Annotated in this window: 19 protein-coding genes; 17 read left to right on the forward strand and 2 right to left on the reverse strand. The window is 71.3% G+C overall.

What is annotated here, in order from left to right; translation table 11 throughout:
- From BLQ73_RS28640 to BLQ73_RS28705, 14 genes are all read left to right on the forward strand, one after another.
- The coding region (locus tag BLQ73_RS28640; RefSeq protein WP_093175505.1) for an AAA family ATPase at positions 1–884 on the forward strand (884 nt) is incomplete at its 5' end.
- Between the two features lie 170 nt (positions 885–1,054).
- Positions 1,055–1,468, forward strand: coding sequence for a DUF948 domain-containing protein (locus tag BLQ73_RS28645; RefSeq protein ID WP_093175508.1), 414 nt, complete (start codon positions 1,055–1,057; stop codon positions 1,466–1,468).
- Complete coding sequence (locus BLQ73_RS28650; RefSeq protein ID WP_245691523.1) at positions 1,465–1,746, forward strand: hypothetical protein; 282 nt, start codon at positions 1,465–1,467, stop codon at positions 1,744–1,746. The genes BLQ73_RS28645 and BLQ73_RS28650 overlap by 4 nt, the downstream gene beginning before the upstream one ends.
- 115 nt (positions 1,747–1,861) lie before the next feature.
- Entirely contained in the window at positions 1,862–4,534 is a 2,673-nt protein-coding gene (gene alaS, locus BLQ73_RS28655) for an alanine--tRNA ligase (protein ID WP_093175510.1), read from the forward strand.
- 7 nt (positions 4,535–4,541) lie between these two features.
- A complete protein-coding gene (gene ruvX, locus BLQ73_RS28660) occupies positions 4,542–5,000 on the forward strand; it encodes a Holliday junction resolvase RuvX (protein WP_093175512.1) in 459 nt (152 codons plus the stop codon).
- A 324-nt stretch (positions 5,001–5,324) separates the two neighbouring features.
- Positions 5,325–6,476, forward strand: coding sequence for an endolytic transglycosylase MltG (mltG, locus tag BLQ73_RS28665; RefSeq protein WP_245691525.1), 1,152 nt, complete (start codon positions 5,325–5,327; stop codon positions 6,474–6,476).
- A gap of 5 nt (positions 6,477–6,481) precedes the next feature.
- Entirely contained in the window at positions 6,482–7,312 is an 831-nt protein-coding gene (locus BLQ73_RS28670; protein ID WP_093175564.1) for a shikimate dehydrogenase, read from the forward strand.
- 361 nt (positions 7,313–7,673) lie between these two features.
- A complete protein-coding gene (gene infC, locus BLQ73_RS28675) occupies positions 7,674–8,252 on the forward strand; it encodes a translation initiation factor IF-3 (protein ID WP_275936334.1) in 579 nt (192 codons plus the stop codon).
- A gap of 165 nt (positions 8,253–8,417) precedes the next feature.
- Positions 8,418–8,612: a 50S ribosomal protein L35 gene (gene rpmI, locus BLQ73_RS28680; protein ID WP_093175517.1), complete on the forward strand. Its 195-nt coding sequence runs from the start codon at positions 8,418–8,420 to the stop codon at positions 8,610–8,612.
- Between the two features lie 27 nt (positions 8,613–8,639).
- Positions 8,640–9,023 carry a 50S ribosomal protein L20 gene (rplT, locus tag BLQ73_RS28685; protein WP_093175519.1) on the forward strand — a complete coding sequence of 128 codons (384 nt, stop codon included), beginning with the start codon at positions 8,640–8,642 and terminating at the stop codon, positions 9,021–9,023.
- 168 nt (positions 9,024–9,191) lie between these two features.
- Positions 9,192–10,037 (forward strand): TrmH family RNA methyltransferase, encoded by an 846-nt coding sequence (locus BLQ73_RS28690; protein WP_093175522.1) that lies wholly within the window; start codon positions 9,192–9,194, stop codon positions 10,035–10,037.
- Between the two features lie 61 nt (positions 10,038–10,098).
- A complete protein-coding gene (locus BLQ73_RS28695; protein WP_093175526.1) occupies positions 10,099–11,181 on the forward strand; it encodes a sensor histidine kinase in 1,083 nt (360 codons plus the stop codon).
- Between the two features lie 145 nt (positions 11,182–11,326).
- Positions 11,327–12,367 carry a phenylalanine--tRNA ligase subunit alpha gene (pheS, locus tag BLQ73_RS28700; protein WP_218126067.1) on the forward strand — a complete coding sequence of 347 codons (1,041 nt, stop codon included), beginning with the start codon at positions 11,327–11,329 and terminating at the stop codon, positions 12,365–12,367.
- Positions 12,367–14,928, forward strand: coding sequence for a phenylalanine--tRNA ligase subunit beta (locus tag BLQ73_RS28705; protein WP_093175531.1), 2,562 nt, complete (start codon positions 12,367–12,369; stop codon positions 14,926–14,928). The genes pheS and BLQ73_RS28705 overlap by 1 nt, the downstream gene beginning before the upstream one ends.
- A gap of 81 nt (positions 14,929–15,009) precedes the next feature.
- Here the strand turns inward: BLQ73_RS28705 and BLQ73_RS28710 are convergent, their stop codons facing one another.
- Together BLQ73_RS28710 and BLQ73_RS28715 are read right to left on the reverse strand one after the other, a co-directional pair.
- Positions 15,010–15,588 (reverse strand): Uma2 family endonuclease, encoded by a 579-nt coding sequence (locus BLQ73_RS28710; protein ID WP_093175570.1) that lies wholly within the window; start codon positions 15,586–15,588, stop codon positions 15,010–15,012.
- Positions 15,589–15,788: 200 nt separating this feature from the next.
- Positions 15,789–17,093, reverse strand: a complete 1,305-nt coding sequence (locus BLQ73_RS28715; RefSeq protein WP_245691528.1) for an MFS transporter — start codon at positions 17,091–17,093, stop codon at positions 15,789–15,791.
- A 237-nt stretch (positions 17,094–17,330) separates the two neighbouring features.
- On the opposite strand from BLQ73_RS28715, the gene argC reads away from it, so the two are divergent.
- From argC to argB, 3 genes are read left to right on the forward strand one after another with little or no spacing between them, the layout of a single operon-like run.
- On the forward strand, positions 17,331–18,359 hold the full coding sequence (argC, locus tag BLQ73_RS28720) for an N-acetyl-gamma-glutamyl-phosphate reductase (protein WP_218126065.1): 1,029 nt from the start codon (positions 17,331–17,333) through the stop codon (positions 18,357–18,359).
- Positions 18,356–19,510: a bifunctional glutamate N-acetyltransferase/amino-acid acetyltransferase ArgJ gene (gene argJ / locus BLQ73_RS28725; protein WP_093175536.1), complete on the forward strand. Its 1,155-nt coding sequence runs from the start codon at positions 18,356–18,358 to the stop codon at positions 19,508–19,510. The genes argC and argJ overlap by 4 nt, the downstream gene beginning before the upstream one ends.
- Entirely contained in the window at positions 19,507–20,409 is a 903-nt protein-coding gene (argB, locus tag BLQ73_RS28730) for an acetylglutamate kinase (RefSeq protein ID WP_093175539.1), read from the forward strand. Before argJ ends, argB begins: the two co-directional genes overlap by 4 nt.
- The last annotated feature ends 9 nt before the right edge of the window (positions 20,410–20,418 follow it).

A 20,418-nucleotide genomic window follows, 5' to 3' on the forward strand; every position in this document is an offset into this window, starting at 1 on the left:
AGAACCCGTTCTTCTCGGTGATCTCACCGCTGCTGTCGCGTTCGCTGCTGCTCACACTGGAGCCCCTCGCCGAGGACGACATCCGCGCGGTGCTAGACCGGGCCGCCGCCGACCCTCGCGGCCTCGGTGGCCAGGTGCGGCTCACCTCCGAGGCCGCCGACCACCTGGTGCGCCTGGCCGGGGGAGACGCCCGCCGCTCGCTCACCTACCTGGAGGCGGCCGCCCTGCTCGTGCCCGAGGGCGAGATCGGGGTCGAGACGGTGGAGAAGGCCGTCGACTCGGCGGCCGTCCGCTACGACCGGCAGGGCGACCAGCACTACGACGTGGTCAGCGCCTTCATCAAGAGCATGCGCGGCTCCGACGCCGACGCCGCCCTGCACTACCTCGCCCGCATGGTCGAGGCGGGGGAGGACCCGAGGTTCATCGCGCGCCGCATTGTGATCTTCGCCTCGGAGGACGTCGGCATGGCCGACCCCACGGCCCTCCAGGTCGCCGTCGCCGCCGCGCGGGCCGTCGAGTTCGTGGGCCTGCCCGAGGGGCGGCTCAACCTCGCCCAGGCCGTCATCCACTGCGCGCTCGCCCCCAAGTCCAACGCGGTCATCAAGGCGGTCGACGCCGCCGCTCAGGACGTACGCCGCGGGCTCATCGGGCAGGTGCCCGTCCACCTGCGCGACGGCCACAACCGCGGGTCGGCCTCGCTCGGCCACGGCAAGGGCTACAAATACCCGCACAACGCCGAGCACGGGCTCGTCCGGCAGGACTACGCGCCCGAGGAGATCCGCGACCGGCGCTACTACGAGCCGACCCGGCACGGCGCCGAGGCCGCGGTGGCCGACCGGTGGGCGCGGATCCGCGAGTTCCTCCGCGGAGGCCGCGGCTCCTGACGGCCCTGCCGTACCAGGCCCGGGGCGCTCGCCATGGTCCTCTCGGTGGTGCTCTCGGGAGCGCGTTCGGGGCGTTCTCCGGGGCGCGGCACGGTGTGAGCCGGGACGGGGAGCGGGTTCCGGCACGATAGGGTTTTCCCCATCCACGTGCCGAGGGGACGGATCCGCCGATGCTTACCGCGGGAGAGGTCGCAGGCCTGGTCGTCGCCATGTTCTGGGCGATCCTGGTCTGCTTTCTTGCCATGGTGCTGGTCAAGCTTGCCCGGCTGCTCACCGAGACCACCAAGCTGGTGTCGGAGCTGAGCGACCGGGTCGTCCCCCTGCTCGACGACGTCACCGCCACCGTGTCGGAGACCAACCGGCGCCTCGTCACCGTCGAGGCGATCACCGACGACGTCAAGGCGGTCAGCGGCCACGTCGCCCAGGTCAGCGGCCTCGCCTCCACGCTCGTCACCGGCCCGCTGATCAAGCTGTCGGCCCTCGCCTACGGCGTCCGCCGGGCCGTCGCCCGCCGCACCGGCCAGGCGGAGCTACCCTCCGCGGGCGGCGGCGAGCGCGCCCGCCGCGGCGGTAGGTCCCGGTGATCCGGCTGTTCCTGCGCTTCGTGCGCTTCACCGTCACCCTCGCCCTCGGCGCGCTGATCGCCGTGTGGGTCATGCGCAGGCTGCAGATGCTGCACCCTGACCACCTGGCGCGGCGGGCCGCGGTCGGCGCCGCCGGGCTCGTGGAGTCGGCGCGCGACTTCGTCGGTGAGGTCGCGGGCGAGGCGGCCGACCGCGAGGCGGAGTTGCGCGCGCGGTTCGAGGTCGGCAGGGTGGATGACGGGCCGGGCGAGGCGTGGCGGCACGCACGCAGCCTCTGAGCCGAGGCCGACCCTTCCGGTTCGAGGACGCCCCGGACCCCTTTACCGTAGTCGTCGAGGACGACCGCGGTCTCCTCAAAGCAGACCAAGCCCCTAACGCAAAGGACGGCCGCTGATGGAGTCGGCAGAGATCGCCCGCCGCTTCCTGCGCTTCTTCTCAGAGCGCGGGCACACCGTCGTGCCCTCGGCCAGTCTCGTGGCCGAGGACCCTACGCTGCTCCTGGTCAACGCCGGCATGGTGCCGTTCAAGCCCTACTTCCTCGGCCAGCAGAAGCCGCCCTACCGCAGAGCCGCGAGCGCCCAGAAGGTCATCCGCACCCTCGACATCGACGAGGTCGGCAAGACCACCCGCCACGCCAGCTTCTTCCAGATGCTGGGCAACTTCTCCTTCGGCGACTACTTCAAGGACGACGCGATCCCGTTCGCCTGGGAGCTGCTGACCCTCCCCGAGTCCGAGGGCGGCTTCGGATTCCCCGAGGACCGGCTCTGGGTCACCGTCTACCTCGACGACGACGAGGCGCAGAACATCTGGCACACCAAGGCCGGGGTGCCGCTTGAGCGCATCCAGCGCCGGGGCATGGCCGACAACTTCTGGTCGATGGGCGTGCCCGGCCCCTGCGGTCCCTGCACGGAGATCTACTACGACCGCGGCCCCGAATACGGCCGCGACGGCGGGCCCGTCGTCGACGAGAACCGCTACCTCGAAGTGTGGAACAACGTGTTCATGCAGTTCGAGCGGGGTCCGGGCGGCGGCAAGGACGGTTTCCCGATCCTCGGCGATCTCCCGGCCAAGAGCGTGGACACGGGCATGGGCCTGGAGCGCATGGCCGCGATCCTGCAGGGCGTCGACAACATCTACGAGATCGACACCACCTACAAGATCCTCGATCGGGCCGCGGAGCTGACCCGCACCCGCTACGGGCGCGACGCCCGGTCCGACGTCTCGCTGCGCGTGGTCGCCGACCACCTGCGCGCGGGCGTCATGCTGGTGGGCGACGGCGTGCTCCCCTCCAACGAAGGCCGCGGTTACGTGCTGCGCCGCATGCTGCGCCGCGCGATCCGCAACCTCCGCCTGCTCGGTGCGGGCGAGGAGCGCTACATGCACGAGCTGACCGCCACCACCATCGAGGTGATGAGCGCGCAATACGACCAGCTCAAGGCCGACGCCGTCAACATCCACACCGTGATCGACGCCGAGGAGGCGTCCTTCCTCGGCACGCTGCGCACCGGCACCGCCATCTTCGACGCGGCCGTCGAGGAGACCAAGCGCAAGGGCGCGCCGGTCCTCAGCGGCCCGCAGGCGTTCCAGCTGCACGACACCTACGGCTTCCCGATCGACCTGACCCTGGAGATGGCCTCCGAGCAGGGGCTCAAGGTCGACGAAGAGGGTTTCCGCCGGCTGATGAAGGAGCAGCGCGACCGGGCCAAGGCCGACGCCGCCGCCAAGAAGACCGGCAACGCCGACATCTCGGTGTTCGGCGACATCCTTGAGAAGACCGGCAAGGTCGACTTCCTCGGCTACCACCACACCGTTGCCGAGGGCACGGTCATCGGCCTGCTCCTCGACGGGCTCGCGGTCCCGGCAGCGGGCGCGGGGGCGACCGTCGAGGTCGTCCTCGACCGCACCCCCTTCTACGCCGAGGGTGGCGGCCAGCTCGCCGACCAGGGCGTGGTCCGCACCGCCGGCGGCGAGGTCGAGGTCGTCGACGTGCAGTCCCCGGTGGCGGGCGTCGTCGTGCACCGGGGCAAGGTGCGGGCGGGAGAGATCCGCGTCGGCGAGGGCGCCCAGGCCGAGGTCGATGTCGAGCGCCGCCGCGCGATCTCGCGCAGCCACACCGCCACCCACCTGGTGCACCGGGGCTTCCGCAACGCGCTTGGCGAGTCGGCCGCGCAGGCCGGGTCGGAGAACTCCCCGGGCCGCTTCCGCTTCGACTTCACCGCCGCCGGGGCCGTGGCGCCCAGCGTGCTGCGCGACGTCGAGGACGAGGTCAACGCCATCCTGATCAACGACCTCCAGGTCAACGCGTTCTACACCAGCCAGGCCGAGGCCCGGAAGATGGGCGCGCTCGCCCTCTTCGGCGAGAAATACGGTGACGAGGTGCGTGTCGTCGAGGTCGGCGACTACTCCCGGGAGCTGTGCGGCGGCACCCACGTCGCGAGCTCCGGCCAGCTCGGCCTCGTCAAGGTGCTGGGCGAGTCGTCCATCGGCGCGGGCGTGCGCCGGGTCGAGGCCCTGGTCGGCATCGACGCCTTCCGCTTCCTGGCCCGCGAGAGCGTGCTCGTCGCCCAGCTCAGCGAGCAGCTCAAGACCCGCAGGGAGGAGCTGCCCGAGCGGGTCGAGGGCATCGTCACCCGGCTGCGCACGGCGGAGAAGGAGCTGGAGAGGCTGCGCTCCGCCCAGGTGCTCGCCGTCGCGGGCGAACTGGCCGCCGGCGCGGCCGACGCCAGTGGCGTGTCCGTCGTGACCCACCGCGCGCCTGATGGCACCTCTGCGGATGACCTGCGTAAACTCGCCCTGGATGTGCGTGGCCGCTTCCCCGGCGACCGCGCTGCGGTGGTCGTGGTCGCAGGTGTCCCCGCCGACCGGCCGGTCGTGGTCGCCGCTGTCAACGAGGCGGGACGCGCCCGTGGGCTGTCGGCTGGACGGCTGGTGGGCGTCGCCGCCAAGGCTCTTGGGGGTGGCGGTGGCGGCAAGGACGATGTCGCGCAGGGCGGGGGCACCCGCCCGGAGGCGATCGCCGACGCGCTGCGCGCGGTGGGCGACACGATCGCCGGTCAGGTCGGCTGAGGGGCCGATGCGTTCCGGGGCCCGGCTGGGCGTCGATGTAGGGACCGTCCGCGTTGGAGTGGCGCGCAGCGACCCGTCGGGTCTGCTCGCCACTCCCGTGGAGACGGTCCGGCGGGGCAAGGGCGACCTCGATAGGATCGCCGTGCTCGTCGCCGAACACGAGGCCGTCGAGGTGGTGGTCGGCCTGCCGACCTCGCTGTCGGGCCAGGAGGGGCAGGCCGCGTCGGCCGCCCGCGATTTCGCCGTGCGGCTCGCGGCCCGGCTGGCGCCCGTGCCGGTCCGGCTTTTCGACGAGCGCCTGACCACGGTGACCGCTCAGCAGGGCCTGCGCGCCAGCGGTGTGCGGGCCCGGCGGCAGCGCGACGTGGTCGACCAGGCCGCCGCGGTCGTGCTGCTGCAGGCCGCTCTCGACGCCGAACGCTCGACGGGACGGCCGCCCGGCCGCCTTGTCGAGCCACTGCGTTGATCGCGAGCCGCAGCCGTCCGATTTGGTACGGCTGCATTGCGTTGATGCATAGAATCACGAAATTCACTGACAAAGAGAGTGACTTCGTGAGATACCGAGAACTACTGAACAGATACCTCGGGACACGTTGATGTCAGGTGGGATACCCCCGATCCCCCCGAGCAGCGATGTCATCCCGGGATCAGGAATCGTCAGGCCGGCGCGACGAAGCGTGCGGCGCACCAGATGTATCGCAGGGCGACCCCCCTTCGGTCCGACGCAGCCACGTGGCGTCAGACCGCGTGAATCGGGAGATTGGCCGGCACATCGATGAACGATATCGACATGGACTTCCTGACCGGGTCCGACGACGATGACGAGGGACCGCGCCGCCGGTCCCGCGGCTCGTCGAACCGCGGCGGCAGGCGAGGTGGACGCCGAAGACGGCGCAGGCGCAATCGGGGCGGGTTCCTCGCCCCGATGCTCGCCCTCATCATCCTCGTCGGCGTCGTCGGAGGCGCCGGCTATTACGGCTACACCTGGCTGCGCGACGTGATGGTCGCCGACGACTTCACCGGGCCGGGCGCCGGAGAGATCGTGGTGGAGATCAAGCCGGGGCAGACCGCCACCGAGGTCGCCCAGACCCTGGAGCAGCAAGGCGTCGTCGCCAGCGCCCGCGCCTTCACCGACGCCATCGGGGCCGCAGGCAAGAGCGGGTCGCTCCAGCCGGGTGAGTACAAGATGCGCAAGCGCATGTCCGCGGCCCTCGCCGTCGGGCTCCTTGACCACACCAAGCGCCTTCGGGAGCATGTCGTCATCCCCGAGGGCAAACGCGCGACACAGATCATCGACATCCTGGTGAAGGAAACCGGCAAGTCGAAGAGCGCGTTCGAGAAGGCGGCCAAGGACGCGGAGGCCCTCGGCCTCCCCGCCGCGGCCAAGGGGAAGGCCGAGGGCTACCTGTTCCCGGCCGCCTACGAGGGCACCGACCGCATGGCGCCCGCCGAGATCCTCGGCGACATGGTTGAGCGCTTCGAGGAGACCGCCGCGGAGATGGACCTGGAGAGCCGGGCGGAGAAGCTGGGCTACACGGTGCACGAGATCCTGACCATCGCCAGCATCGTCCAGGCCGAATCCGGGAGTAAGTCCGATATGGGCAAGGTCGCCAGGGTGGTCTACAACCGCCTCGGGATCAAGATGAAGCTTCAGATGGACAGCACGGTGATGTACGCCCTCAACAAGTACGACGTGGCCGCCACCTACGACGAGATCGAAGTCAAGTCGCCGTACAACACCTACGCGAACCCGGGCCTGCCGCCCGGCCCCATCGCGAGCCCCGGAGCGGACGCGATCGAGGCGGCCCTGAACCCCACCCCGGGCCGGTGGCTCTTCTTCGTCACCACCGACCTCAAGAACCGCATCACCAAGTTCACCGACAACGTGGCGGAGTTCGAGCGGTTCAAGGCCGAGTTCAACAGGAACAGGGGCAACAATTGACGGCGCTGTCGCGGGCGGCGGTCCTGGGCTCCCCGGTCCGCCACTCGCTCTCCCCGATCCTGCACCGCACGGCGTACGCCGCCATGTCCTTGACCGCCTGGCACTACGAGGCCGTCGAGTGCGACGAGGCCGGCCTGCCCGCGCTGCTCGCCGGGCTCGGGCCCGAGTGGGCCGGGCTCTCGCTGACCATGCCTCTGAAGCGGGCCGTCCTTCCGCTGCTCGACACGGTCACACCGCTGGCCGTCGCCACGGGAGGGGCCAACACGGTCGTCCTGCGCGGTGGAACGCGGCACGGTGACAACACCGACGTCTACGGCATCGTCACCGCGCTGCGGGAGGCCGGGATCCGCGCTCCGGCGTCGGCCGCCGTGCTGGGCGGCGGCGCCACGGCCGCCTCGTCCCTCGCCGCGTTGAAGGAGCTCGGCCTCGACAGGGCCGTCCTTGTCGTGCGGGACCCGGCCAGGGCGCGGGACACGGCCGAGGCGGCCGAGCGGGTCGGGGTGGCTCTCGCCGTACGGACCTTCGGCCAGGTGGAGGAGGCCCTCGGCGTCGAGCTGGTGGTGTCGACGCTGCCGTCGGGGGCCGCCGATGTGCACGCGGCGGCGCTGGCTCGCGTGCCGGCGCTGTTCGACGTGGTCTACTCGCCGTGGCCGACAGCCGCGGCCGTCGCGGTGGCCGCCGCGGGCGGGGTGGTCGTCGGCGGGTTCCCCATGCTGCTGCACCAGGCGGTCCGGCAGGTGGAAATGATGACCGGCCGCTCCGACGTGCCGGTCGAGGCGATGCGCGCCGCCGGGGAGGCGGAGCTGCTCCGCCGGTCGGCCGCGCGGACGGGGTGAGCGGGGCTGGGACCCGTCGGTAAGACGGGTCGGTAAGGCGGGGTTTCGCGGATCGCGATGATTCGGTAAGCCGTCCGCGTTGTGGTAGCGTTGCGTCTCGATCGGTCCGGCATGTCTGCTGGACGCGCAAGCGGAGGTCTCCCTCCCACCTGTCGTGCCGAAAGGCGCGCGGGTTCAGGATCACAACCGGAGTCTTCCGGAGAGCTCACGGCTCGGTGCCGAGGTGCTCAGTGGCCCCGCATGCGCGACGTGCGGGGCTTTCGCGCTTCACGGCGCCGGAGACCCCCGTGGCACGGTCGAGCAACGACAGCGGATACACAACGCCAGGTACCTAGGAGGTCCCATCAGCGCCGAGCCCCGCATCAACGAGCGTATTCGTGTGCCAGAGGTCCGCCTCGTCGGCCCGAACGGGGAGCAGGTCGGCATCGTCTCGATCCACGATGCCCTCAAGCTGGCCCAGGAGGCCGACCTCGACCTCGTCGAGGTCGCGGCCACGGCTCGTCCGCCCGTGTGCAAGCTCATGGACTACGGAAAGTTCAAGTACGAGTCCGCGATGAAGGCGCGCGAGGCGCGTCGCAACCAGGCGCACACGATCATCAAGGAGATCAAGCTCCGGCCCAAGATCGACCCGCACGACTACGAGACCAAGAAGGGTCACGTCGTGCGCTTCCTGAAGGCCGGGGACAAGGTCAAGGTCACGATCATGTTCCGTGGGCGTGAGCAGTCCCGCCCCGAACTCGGCTTCAGGCTGCTGCAGCGCCTGGCGGAGGACGTCCAGGAGCTCGGCTTCGTGGAGTCGCAGGCCAAGCAGGACGGCCGCAACATGATCATGGTCATTGGCCCGCACAAGAAGAAGGCCGAGGCCAAGGCGGAGAAGGCGGCGGCCAAGGCCAGGCGCAGCGACGACCGCTCTGAAGCAGAGCCGGAGTCCGAGGAGTAAGACAGCGGGTCGCCCGGTCCGGCGGTCCCCATGGGGACGGCGCCGTGACCGGGTGGCCGCCCGCAACGGAGCCGAGGCCACGTCCGGTCTCGGGTGAGGCGCGTGCCTCCGCCCGGTCGCCCGGGCGCGGCGAGGCACGAGACGACAGAGGGAGAGACGGCTGAGATGCCGAAGATGAAGACGCACAGCGGTGCGAAGAAGCGGTTCCGCGTCACCGGATCCGGCAAGATCATTCGCCGTCGCGCCAACAGGCAGCACCTGTTCGAGCACAAGCCGTCCACCCGCACCCGTCGGCTCGCCCCGGACGTCGTGATGTCCGACGCCGACACCAAGAAGATCAAGAAGCTGCTCGCCAAGTAAGACGAACCCCCGGGGAGAGAGATTCAGATGGCACGCGTGAAGCGGGCGATCAACGCCAAGAAGAAGCGCAGGGTCGTTCTTGAGCTGGCGAGCGGTTACCGGGGCCAGCGGTCGCGGCTGTACCGCAAGGCCAAGGAGCAGATGCTCCACTCGCTGACCTACGCCTACCGTGACCGCAAGGACCGCAAGGGCACCTTCCGCCGCCTGTGGATCCAGCGCATCAACGCCGCCGCGAGGGCCAACGGCATCACCTACAACCGGTTCATCCAGGGCCTGAAGGCCGCCGGCATCGAGGTCGACCGCAAGATCCTCGCCGACCTCGCGGTCACCGACAGCCAGACCTTCGCCACGCTGGTCGAGGCCGCGCGCAAGGCCCTCCCGGCCGACGTCAACGCGCCGGTCGCGAGCTGACCCGGGCAAGGGCTGAAGGGCTCGCGTCCCGCCCCTCCCCGAGGGGAGCGAAGGGCCGCGCCTTTCGAGGGGTCTACCTCCCGGTGGGCCCCTCTTGTCATGCGCGCCGGGACACGCCGGACATGCCGGGCCCAGGTGCGCCGCAGGTGAGGACATGAGGGGACAGAGGTGACGGGGTCGGAACTGACCAACATCAGGTCGCCGCGGGTCAAGGCCGCGCGCAGGCTCGCCAAGCGCGCGTTCCGCGACCGGGACCGAGCGTTCCTCGCAGAAGGCCCTCAGGCCGTTCGTGAGGCCCTCGCGCGCGAGGGCGTGGTGGTCGAGCTGTTCACCACCGCCGAGGCCGAGACGCGCCACCCAGAGCTCATCGCCGCGGCGACCGCCGCGGGCGTCCCGGTGCTGCGCGCGAGCGGCGAGGTCATGGCCGAGCTGGCCCAGACGGTGACGCCGCAGGGCCTGCTCGCCGTCTGCCGGTTCGTCCACGTGCCGCTCGCCGAGGCGGTGCCGTACACCGTGGGCCGCGAGGCCGCCCGGCGCGACGGCGAGGCGGGCACGGCCCGCCTGGTGGCGGTGCTCGCGCACGTGCGCGACCCCGGCAACGCCGGTACGGTGCTGCGGGTGGCCGACGCCGCGGGCGCCGACGCGGTGCTGTTCACCGACGCCTCGGTCGACCCCTACAACGGCAAGTGCGTTCGGGCGAGCGCGGGAAGCCTGTTCCACCTTCCGGTCGCGACCGGGGTGGCGGTGGAGCGGGCCGTCGGGCACATGAAGGCGCAGGGCCTGCGGGTCCTCGCGGCCGACGGCGCCGGCACGGCCACGCTGGACGACGTGGATCTGAGCGGTCCCACCGCGTGGATCTTCGGCAACGAGGCGTGGGGTCTGCCCGAGGAGCTCCTGCGGCTCGCGGACGAGGTCGTGCGCGTCCCGATTTACGGGCGGGCCGAGAGCCTGAACCTCGCGACCGCGGCGGCGGTGTGCCTCTACGCCTCCGCCCGAGCGCAGCGCGGCACATGAGGCTCCTCCGAGGCGCGGGAAACCCGCTATTGTCGGCCTTGTAGGCCGGAGGAGGCGGGACGTGCGCGGGGAGAACACCGATCGACGTGTCGCCGATGCCCCGTGCGTGATCGATGTCGACGACCTCCCCGACGGCCTGCTCGTGGTCGACGCCCGGGGCCGGGTCCAGACGGTCAACCGCGCCGCCGCCCGTCTGACCGGTGTGCCCTGGGAGCGGGCCGCGGGGCGCGATATCCGCGACGTGTTCCCGTTCCGCGACGCCGAGGGCCGCGACTGGTGGAAATGCCTTGACGTCTCCGGCGGCCTGCGCACCCGCACCCGCGTGGCCGAGCGTCCCGTGCATCTGCCGGGGGGCCAGGAGCTCATGGTGGCGGCGCGGCTCGTGCGCAGCCCCGAGCGGGGCGGCGACGTGGTCCGGGTCGCGATCACCCTGCGCGACGGCGGGGCCCGTGCCCGCCTGGAGCGCAGCCGCGCCGACCTGGTGTCGACCGTCGCCCACGAGCTCCGCTCGCCCCTGACGAGCGTCAAGGGGTTCACGGCCACCCTGCTCGCGAAGTGGGGGCGCTTCACCGACGATCAGAAGCGCATCATGCTGGAGACGGTCAACGCCGACGCCGACCGCGTCACCCGGCTGATCACCGAGCTGCTCGACGTGTCGCGCATCGAGTCGGGGCGGCTGGAGATCCACCGCCAGGTCGTCGACATCCCCGCCCGGGCCCGGAAGGTCATCGCCGGGCGGGTCGCCGCCGGCGACGCCGAGGACCGCTTCCGCCTGGAGATCCGGGGGGAACTCCCCGAGACATGGCTCGACCAGGACAAGGTCGATCAGATCCTTGCCAACCTGGTCGAAAATGCTGTGCGGCACGGACGCGGTACGGTGACAATAGTCGTGGAGCCGAACGAGCAGGGAGTGACCGTGTCCGTGCGTGACCAGGGTGAGGGCATCGCGCCCGAGCTGTCCACGCGCGTGTTCCGCCAGTTCTGGCGCGGCAACGGCAGGCGCAGGGGCGGCACGGGGCTCGGCCTGTTCATCGTCAAGGGCCTGGTCGAGGCGCACGGCGGCGACATCGTCGTGCAGCGCGCCCCCGAAGGCGGGGCGGAGTTCCGATTTACCGTGCCCACCGGCACGCCCGACTTCGCCTGAGCCCACGCGCTCGCGCGGGCGATAGCGGCCCGGTGGGCTTTCCGCACTAGACTCATGGCCGCTCAAGTCCCGGATTCGGAGCTCACTCTTGTCTCACTACGACCCGGTCGAGGTGACGCCGCTGCACGCCGACGAGGTGGCGCGCATGCTCTCCGAAGCGCTCGACGCCATCGCGGCGACGGGCGACCTCGACGCACTCAAGCGGGCGCGGCTCGCGCACGCGGGCGACCGCTCGCCCCTCGCCCTCGCCAACCGGGAGATCGGGGCCCTGCCCCCCGCCGCCCGCGCCGACGCCGGCAAGCGGGTCGGCGGCGCGCGCAAGGCCATCGGGGAGGCGCTGGCCGCCCGCCAGGCCGACCTGGAGGCCCAGCGCGACGCCCGCGTCCTCATCGACGAGGCGGTCGACGTCACCCTCCCGTGGGACCGCCGCCCGGCGGGCGCCCGCCACCCCCTGACCACGCTCCAGGAGCACATCGCCGACGCCTTCGTCGCCATGGGCTACGAGGTGGCCGAGGGCCCCGAGCTCGAAGGCGAGTGGTTCAACTTCGACGCGCTCAACATCTCGCCCGACCACCCCGCCCGCTCCGAGCACGACACGTTCTTCGTGGGGTCGGTCGACTCGGGCATGGTGATGCGCACCCAGACCTCCCCGGTGCAGGTGCGCGCGATGCTGTCGCGCGGCCTTCCCTGCTACGTCATCTCCCCGGGCAAGGTCTTCCGCACCGACGAGCTCGACGCCACCCACACCCCCGTCTTCCACCAGGTCGAGGGCCTGGCCGTCGACAAGGGCCTCACGATGGCCCACCTCAAGGGCACTCTCGACGCCTTCGCCCAGACCATGTTCGGCGAGGGCATCACCACCCGCTTCCGCCCCAACTACTTCCCCTTCACCGAGCCGTCGGCCGAGATGGACCTGCGCTGCTTCGTCTGCCGGGGCTCCTCCGCGGTGCCGGGCAACCCGCCCTGCCGCACCTGCAAGTCCGAGGGGTGGATCGAGTGGGGCGGCTGCGGCATGGTCAACCCGCGCGTGCTCGTCGCCTGCGGCATCGACCCGCGTGAATACTCCGGGTTCGCCTTCGGCATGGGCATCGAGCGCACCCTGATGTTCCGGCACAACGCCGAGGACATGCGAGACATGGTCGAGGGAGACGTGCGCTTCACGCTCCCGTTCGGGTTGGAGGTCTGATGAAGGTCCCGCTTTCCTGGCTGCGGGAGCACGCGGACCTGCCCGCCGCGACCGCTCACGAGATCGCCGACCGGCTCACCGCCGCGGGGCTCAAGCTGGAGTCGATCACGTCCGTCGGCCACGAGATCAAGAACGTCGTCGTCGGCCGGGTCCTCGAGTTCACCACCCTTGAGGGCTTCAAGAAGCCGATCCGCCTGTGCCGGGTCGAGGTCGGCGAGGCCGCCCCGCGCGGCATCGTCTGCGGAGCGGTCAACTTCGAGGCCGGGGACCTCGTGTCGGTCGCGCTGCCGGGGGCCGTGCTCCCCGGCGGGTTCGAGATCGCCTCGCGCAAGACGTACGGCCATGTCTCCGACGGCATGATCTGCTCCGAGGCCGAGCTCGGCATGGCCGACTCCAGCCCGGGCATCCTCGTGCTGCCCGGCGACACCCCCGTCGGCGCCGATGTCGCCATCCTCCTCGGCCTGCGCGACGACGTGATCGAGCTGGAGGTGACCCCCGACCGGGGCTACGCCCTGTCGATCCGGGGCGTCGCACGGGAGGCGGCCACCGCCTTCGGCGTCGAGTTCCGCGACCCCGCCGCGATCGGGCTTCCGGAGGCGTCCGGCACGGCGTTCCCCGCCTCGATCGCCGACCCCACCGCCTGCGACCGCTTCGTGCTGCGCGAGGCCACCGGCTTCGACCCGTCCGCGCAGACGCCCCTGTGGATGCGGGTGCGCCTGTCGCGCGCGGGCATGCGCCCCGTCTCGCTGGCCGTCGACATCACCAACTACGTGATGCTGGAGCTCGGCCAGCCGCTGCACGCGTTCGACCGGACGAGGCTCACCGGCGGGATCGTCGTGCGCCGCGCCGAGCCGGGTGAGCGGCTCACCACCCTCGACCACGTCGATCGGGAGCTCCACCCCGAGGACATCCTGGTCACCGACGGGTCCGGCGCGATCGCCCTGGCGGGCACCATGGGCGGCAAGGAGACGGAGATCGGCGACGGGTCGACCGACATCGTGATCGAGGCCGCCCACTTCTCCGCCTCGGGCACCGCGCGCACATCCCGCCGCCACAACCTCGTCAGCGAGGCGTCCAAGCGCTTCGAGCGCGGCGTCGACCGGGAGCTCCCGCTTGTCGCCTCCTGGCGGGCCGTGTCCCTGCTCGCCGAGCTCGGCGGCGCGGTGCCCGGCACCGGCGTCACCCACGCCGAGGCATATGTCGCCCCCCTCGCCATCGCCATCCCCGCGGGCCACCCCGGCGCGGTCGCCGGCGTGCCGTACTCCAAGGAGACCGTCGTGCGCCGCCTCACGCAGGTGGGCTGCGAGGTCGTGGACGGCCTGGTGGAGGGGGCGGGGGAGGGCCCGCACGGGGTCGACGCCACCGGCACCGTCTCCACCGGTGACCTGGCCGAGCTGCTCAAGGTGACCGGCGGCGACATGCTCACCGTCACCCCGCCCACCTGGCGGCCCGACCTCACCGACCCCAACGACCTCGCCGAGGAGGTCATGCGGCTGGAGGGCTACGAGAACCTCCCGTCGGTCCTGCCGCCCGCCCCCGCGGGCGCCGGGCTCACCGAGGCGCAGCGGCTGCGCCGCAGGGTCGGCCGTGCCCTGGCCGTGTCGGGGTTCGCCGAGGTCCTGGCCTATCCGTTCAGCGGAGAGCGCGACCTCGACAACCTGCTGCTCCCCGCCGACGACGCGCGCCGTCGCGCCGTCCGGCTCGCCAACCCCCTGTCGGAGGACGAGCCGTTCCTGCGCACGACGCTGCTGCCGGGCCTGATCAAGACCGCCGTCCGCAACGTCGGACGCGGCTTCCCCGACCTGGCGCTGTTCGAGACGGGCCTGGTCTACCGGCCGCGGCCGGACGCCCCGGCCGCCGCGCCGGTGCTGCCCGTGGACCGCAGGCCCACGGAGGAGGAGCTGGCCTCCATCGCGGCGGCCCTGCCCGACCAGCCGCTGCGGGTGGCGGTCGTGCTGACCGGCGAGTTCGAGCGGTCCGGGTGGTGGGGCAACGGGCGTCAGGCCGACTGGGCCGACGCGGTCGAGGCGGCCCGCGTGGTGGCGCGCGAAGCCCGCGTCGAGCTGTCGGTCCAGGCCGACCAGCACGAGCCATGGCACCCCGGCCGCTGCGCCGCGCTCTACGTCGGCGACACGCTCGTCGGCCACGCCGGCGAGCTGCACCCGCGTGTCGTCGAGGCTTACGGCCTGCCGCCGCGGACCTGCGCCATGGAGCTGGAGCTCACCAGGCTGGAGCGCCTCCTGCACGGTCCGGTCCGCGCTCCGAAGGTCTCGGCCTACCCGGTCGCGACCCAGGACGTGGCGCTGGTCGTGGCCGACTACACCTCGGTGGCCGACGTCACCGCCGCCCTGCGCGACGGCGCCGGCGAGCTGCTGGAGTCGGTGCGGCTGTTCGACGTCTACATGGGGGCGCAGGTCGGCGAGGGCAACAAGTCCCTCGCCTACACGCTGCGTTTCCGGGCGCCCGACCGCACCCTCACCGTCGAGGAGACCACCGCCGCCCGTGACGCCGCCGTCGCGGTGGCCGCCGAGCGCCTCGGCGCGCACCTGCGCGGCACCTGACGGCCACACGGCAACACGGCAACACGGGCATATGGGAAGGGCCGGTACGGCGTCGCCGTACCGGCCCTTCGCACATCCCGGTCAGAGACGGTCGATCTCGGTGAGGTCGATGTCGATCTCGAACGGCACCGCCACCGTGAGCCTGTCGCGGTGGACACCCGTGGCCACATACGCCTTGGTGGCGGGGTCCAGCTCGAAAACGGTGACCTGAGGGTGCCCGGATTCCTGCTCGACCAGCCAGAAGTGCCGGATGCCCGCCTGGGCGTAGAGGAGGGGTTTGCGGTTGCGGTCGCGTTCGGCCGACTCCGGGGAGACCACTTCGACGACCAGCGACACGTTCTCAGCCTGGTAGGCGGTCGCGGTCATGTCCGCCACCGTGTCGGGCTTCAGCGCGATGAGGTCGGGTTCGGGCCTCTGGCGGGGGCCCAGAACGACGCTCATCTCACGGCGCACGCGCACACCTCGCGGTGCCGTACGGCGAAGGCCGAAGACCAGCATGTCGACGATCAGTGAGTGGATGTCCATCTGTGGGCTCACGAGCACCAAGCTTCCATCCAGTAGCTCGGTGTGTGCAGGCAAACCCGGAAGGTGATCGAGATCTTCGGCGAAGAATCCGCGATTGGGCGGGATCAACCAATCGGGGACTTCGTCCGAGGGGATAGGCCGCAAGGCGTCGTCGATGATCTCCTGCCGCAAGGCCCAGTCCGCGTCACTGCCCGGATCGGCCTCCGACGGGGACCGCCGTTCTGCTCCTGACCCGCGGTCGGGGGGATCCGACCGGCCAGGTGATGGTCGCTCGGTCATGTCCGTGCTCCTGGCCTCTACCTTCATGACTCCACGCTAGCAACTCCTACCCGGTGTCACGGGGTGATCAGCGCTTCGCGGCGGGTGCGTTCGGCGAGGGCGTGCTCGTCGGTCCTGGCGTCGTATTTCCTGAACCTGGGCATCACCGCCGCCATCAGCGCCACGGCCCCTACGCAGAAGGCCCCGCCGACGCCCATGGAGAAGCGCGCCCCGCCGATGTCTCCCATGAACCCGGCGCGGCTGTCACCGAGCATGGGACCGGTGGAGTAGGAGAGCAGCTCGATGCCCGCGAGGCGCCCCCGGAGTTCGTCGGGGATGGTCTGGTTCCAGATCGTGGCGCGGAAGATGCCGCTGATCATGTCGGCTGCTCCGGCGATGGCCAGGCAGATGAAGACGAACCAGATGTGGGGGTACAACGCGGACACTCCGACGGCCGCACCCCACACCAGCGCGGCGATGATCACGCCTAGGCCGTGCCGGTGGACGCGCCGGGTCCACCCGGAGGTGACCGAGGCCAGCAGCGAGCCGACGGCCCCGGCGGAGTACAGCAGGCCGAGTGCGTGGGGCGCCCCGAGTTCGTCGACGAGGAAGGGGTAGATGGCGGTGGCCACGGCGAAGAACATCGCCGCCATGTCGACCAGGTAGGTGCCCATCAGGTCGGACCGGCTCGCGGCGTAGCGCATGCCCTCCAGCAGCGACGTGATCGAGGCGGGCGCGGAGCCCTCCCGGGGCGGAGAGGCCCGGACGCGCCAGAGGAGTACGAGCGAGAGCAGGAAGGTCACGACGTCGATGCCGTAGGTGATGGCGGGGCCGAACGCGACGACGATGACACCGGCCAGCGCGGGCCCGATGATCGCGCCGATGTTCCACCGGAAGCTGATCAGCGCGGCGGCGGCGGGGAGCTGGTCGTGCCGGACGACTCTGGGCACCATGGCGTCCAGGCTCGGACGCTGGAGGCTGCTGAGGCCGGCGAGCAGGGCGGCCAGCACGTACAGCAGCCACACCTGGGGTTCGGGCAGCAGCGCGTTCATCAGCAGCAGTCCCGCCACCAGGGAGAGGCCGATCTCCGACCAGATGACGACCTTGCGCCGATCGAACGCGTCTGCGATCGCCCCGCCCCACAGCCCGAACACCAGCATCGGGATGAACTCCGCGAGGCTCACCAGTCCGACCGCCACGAAGGAGCCGGTCAGCTCCTTCATCTGGAGAGGGACGGTGACGAGGGTCAGGAAGCTCCCGAACATCGTGATGAAGCCGGAGCCCATGAGCAGCCGGAAGTCACGCGAATCGCGGAGCGGACTGATATCCATGCGCAGCTCACGGAGGCGGGCCATGAGCTTTCGGTCAGAATTTTCGGCCACGATAGGCAATTGTGCGTAGTCCGTAGAGGCCAGCGCAACGTGATATTCCCCCACGCCGGGCAGTGTTTGCTCCCCGTGGGCCCGCCCGTGCCCCAGGTCGCCCCGCTGCTCAGGGGCGACGCCCCCGACTCATCCGTGATCCGTCCGGGGAGTGGGACGGGCCTTGCATGAACATCCTGTACGCTGCATAATCCTTAAGCAAGCTCATGAGTTCTAATGCATAGACATGCAGGGAGGGTGCCGATGAGAGCGGCCGTCGCAGGAGCCAGCGGCTACGCGGGGGGAGAGCTGCTGCGCCTGCTGCTCAGCCACCCCGCCATCGAGATCGGAGCCCTCACCGCCGGTGCGAGTGCGGGCACCGCCCTCGCCGAGCACCAGCCCCACCTCCTTCAACTCGCCGACCGCGTGCTCGCCGAGACCACCCCCGAGACGCTCGCCGGCCACGACGTCGTCTTCCTGGCCCTGCCCCACGGTCAGTCCCACGCCCTCGCCGAGCGGCTCGGCGGCGACACCGTGGTCGTCGACTGCGGCGCCGACTTCCGCCTGGCCGACGCCGGCGCATGGGAGAGGTTCTACGGCGGAGCCCACCCCGGCACCTGGCCGTACGGCCTGCCCGAACTGCCGGGGGCCCGCAAGACCCTGCGCGGAGCCCGCCGCATCGCTGTGCCCGGCTGCTATCCGACCGCCGCCACCCTGGCCCTCATGCCCGCCTTCGCCGCAGGGCTCGCCATGCCCGACGTTGTCGTGGTCGCCGCCTCCGGCACCTCGGGCGCCGGCCGCGCCCCCAAGACGAACCTGCTGGCCAGCGAGGTCATCGGTTCGGCGAGCGCCTACAACGCCGGGGGAGTGCACCGCCACACCCCCGAGATGGAGCAGAACCTCTCGGCGGTCGCCGGGGCGCCGGTCAGCGTGTCGTTCACCCCGATGCTCGTGCCCATGAGCCGCGGCATCCTCGCCACCTGCACCGCGTCCGCCGCCCCCGGAGTCACCGCGGAATCGCTGCGCGAGACCTACGAGACCGCGGTCAAGGACGAGCCGTTCCTGCACCTGCTGCCCGAGGGCCGCTGGCCCGCCACCTCGATGACGCTCGGCGCCAACACCGCCGTGCTGCAGGTCGCGCTCGACGCGTCCGCGGGCCGGATCGTCGCCGTCGTCGCCATCGACAACCTGACCAAGGGCACTGCGGGCGGCGCGATCCAGAGCGCCAACCTCGCCTTGGGACTACCGGAAGAACTCGGCCTTCCCCTCATCGGAGTCGCCCCATGAGCGTTACCGCCCCTCTCGGCTTCAGGGCCGCAGGCATCGCCGCAGGCATCAAGACCGGCGGAGCCCGCGACCTCGCCCTCGTCGTCAACGACGGGCCGTCGCGCGCCGCGGCGGGCGTCTTCACCCGCAACCGTGTGAAGGCCGCCCCGGTCGTCTGGTCGGAGCAGGTCGTCAAGGGCGGCAAGGTGCGCGCCGCGATCCTCAACTCCGGCGGTGCGAACGCCTGCACAGGCCACCCCGGGTTCCAGGACACCCATGTCACCGCGGAGAAGACCGCGGAGGTCCTCGAGGAGTCCGCCGGTCAGATCGTGGTGTGCTCCACCGGCCTCATCGGCGAGCGGCTCCCGATGGACGCCCTGCTCCCCGGCGTGGTCACCGCCGCGAGCCAGCTCAGCAGGGACGGCGGCCTCGCCGCCGCCGACGCGATCCGCACCACCGACACCGTCTCCAAGATCTCCTTCAAACGCGGTGAGGGCGGCTACATGGTCGGCGGCATGGCCAAGGGCGCCGGCATGCTCGCCCCGGCCCTCGCCACCATGCTCTGCGTCATCACCACCGACGCCGACGTCCCCGCGGACCAGCTCGACGCGGTCCTGCGCCGCGCCGTCGCCGTCACCTTCGACCGGCTCGACACCGACGGCTGCATGTCCACCAACGACACCGTCCTGCTGATGGCCAGCGGCGCCAGCGGCGTCGTGCCCGACCCCGCGGAGTTCGAGAAGCGCATCACCGGCCTCTGCGCCGACCTGGCCAGGCAGCTCCTCGTGGACGCCGAAGGCGCCACCAAGGCCATCGCCATCGAGGTCGTCGGCGCGGCGTCCGAGGAGGACGCGGTGACCGTGGGACGCTCGGTCGCCCGCTCCAACCTGCTCAAGTGCGCGATCCACGGCGAAGACCCCAACTGGGGCCGCGTCCTGTCCGCGGTCGGCGTCACCGACGCCGAGTTCGAGCCCGACCGGCTCAACGTGGCCATCAACGGCGTCTGGATCTGCCGCGGCGGCGCGGCCGGCGACGACCGCGACAAGGTGGACCTCCGTCCCCGCGACGTGACGATCACCGTCGACCTGTCCGCCGGGCCGCACGCCGCCACCATCCACACGACCGACCTGACCGCCGCCTACGTGCACGAGAATTCGGCGTACTCCTCATGACGGCCCTGGACACGACCGCCTTCGCCGGCGCCGCGGCCAAGGCGGGCACCCTGATCGAGGCGCTGCCGTGGCTGTCGCGCTTCCACGGCAGCACCGTCGTGGTCAAGTACGGCGGCAACGCCATGACCGACGAGTCCCTCAAGGCGGGATTCGCGGAGGACATCGTGTTCCTCCGCTACGCCGGCCTCAAACCGGTCATCGTGCACGGCGGCGGCCCGCAGATCAACGCCCATCTCCAGCGCCTCGGCATCGAGAGCACCTTCACCGCCGGCCTGCGGGTCACCACCCCCGAGGCGATGGAGGTCGTCCGCATGGTGCTCGTAGGCCAGGTCAACCGCGACGTCGTGGGTCTGATCAACCGGCACGGCCCGTTCGCCGTCGGCATGTCCGGCGAGGACGCGCACCTGTTCACCGCCGCCCGCAAGCACGCCGTCGTCGACGGGGAGAAGGTGGACATCGGCCAGGTGGGCGAGATCGTCAACGTGGAGGCCGGTGCCGTACGCGCGCTCCTCGACGACGGGCGCATCCCGGTCGTGTCGTCGGTCGCCCGCGGCGAGGACGGCACGGTCTACAACGTGAACGCCGACACGGCCGCCGCGGCCCTGGCCGTGGCGCTGGGTGCGCAGAAACTGATCATGCTGACCGACGTGGCAGGGCTCTACGCCGACTGGCCGCGCAGCACCGAGGTGATCGGCGAACTCGACGCCGGCGAGCTCACGGCACTGCTGCCTACGCTGGAAAGCGGCATGGTGCCGAAGATGGAGGCATGCCTCACCGCCGTGAAGGGCGGCGTACCGCAGGCCCACGTCCTCGACGGCAGGATGCCCCGCTCGCTCCTGCTCGAAATCTTCACCGACCACGGCATCGGAACCATGGTCCTCCCCGGGGGTGCCCAGTGAACGCAGGCC

The organism is Sinosporangium album (assembly GCF_900100605.1).
Classification (GTDB): domain Bacteria; phylum Actinomycetota; class Actinomycetes; order Streptosporangiales; family Streptosporangiaceae; genus Sinosporangium; species Sinosporangium album.

Coding starts and splice junctions, on each gene's coding strand:
- pheS (WP_218126067.1), top strand. CDS start 11,327: ATGCTCTCCGAAGCGCTCGACGCCATCGCGGCGACGGGCGACCTCGAC.
- mltG (WP_245691525.1), top strand. CDS start 5,325: ATGGACTTCCTGACCGGGTCCGACGACGATGACGAGGGACCGCGCCGC.
- argB (WP_093175539.1), top strand. CDS start 19,507: ATGACGGCCCTGGACACGACCGCCTTCGCCGGCGCCGCGGCCAAGGCG.
- rplT (WP_093175519.1), top strand. CDS start 8,640: ATGGCACGCGTGAAGCGGGCGATCAACGCCAAGAAGAAGCGCAGGGTC.
- BLQ73_RS28645 (WP_093175508.1), top strand. CDS start 1,055: ATGCTTACCGCGGGAGAGGTCGCAGGCCTGGTCGTCGCCATGTTCTGG.
- BLQ73_RS28705 (WP_093175531.1), top strand. CDS start 12,367: ATGAAGGTCCCGCTTTCCTGGCTGCGGGAGCACGCGGACCTGCCCGCC.
- argJ (WP_093175536.1), top strand. CDS start 18,356: ATGAGCGTTACCGCCCCTCTCGGCTTCAGGGCCGCAGGCATCGCCGCA.
- ruvX (WP_093175512.1), top strand. CDS start 4,542: ATGCGTTCCGGGGCCCGGCTGGGCGTCGATGTAGGGACCGTCCGCGTT.
- alaS (WP_093175510.1), top strand. CDS start 1,862: ATGGAGTCGGCAGAGATCGCCCGCCGCTTCCTGCGCTTCTTCTCAGAG.
- rpmI (WP_093175517.1), top strand. CDS start 8,418: ATGCCGAAGATGAAGACGCACAGCGGTGCGAAGAAGCGGTTCCGCGTC.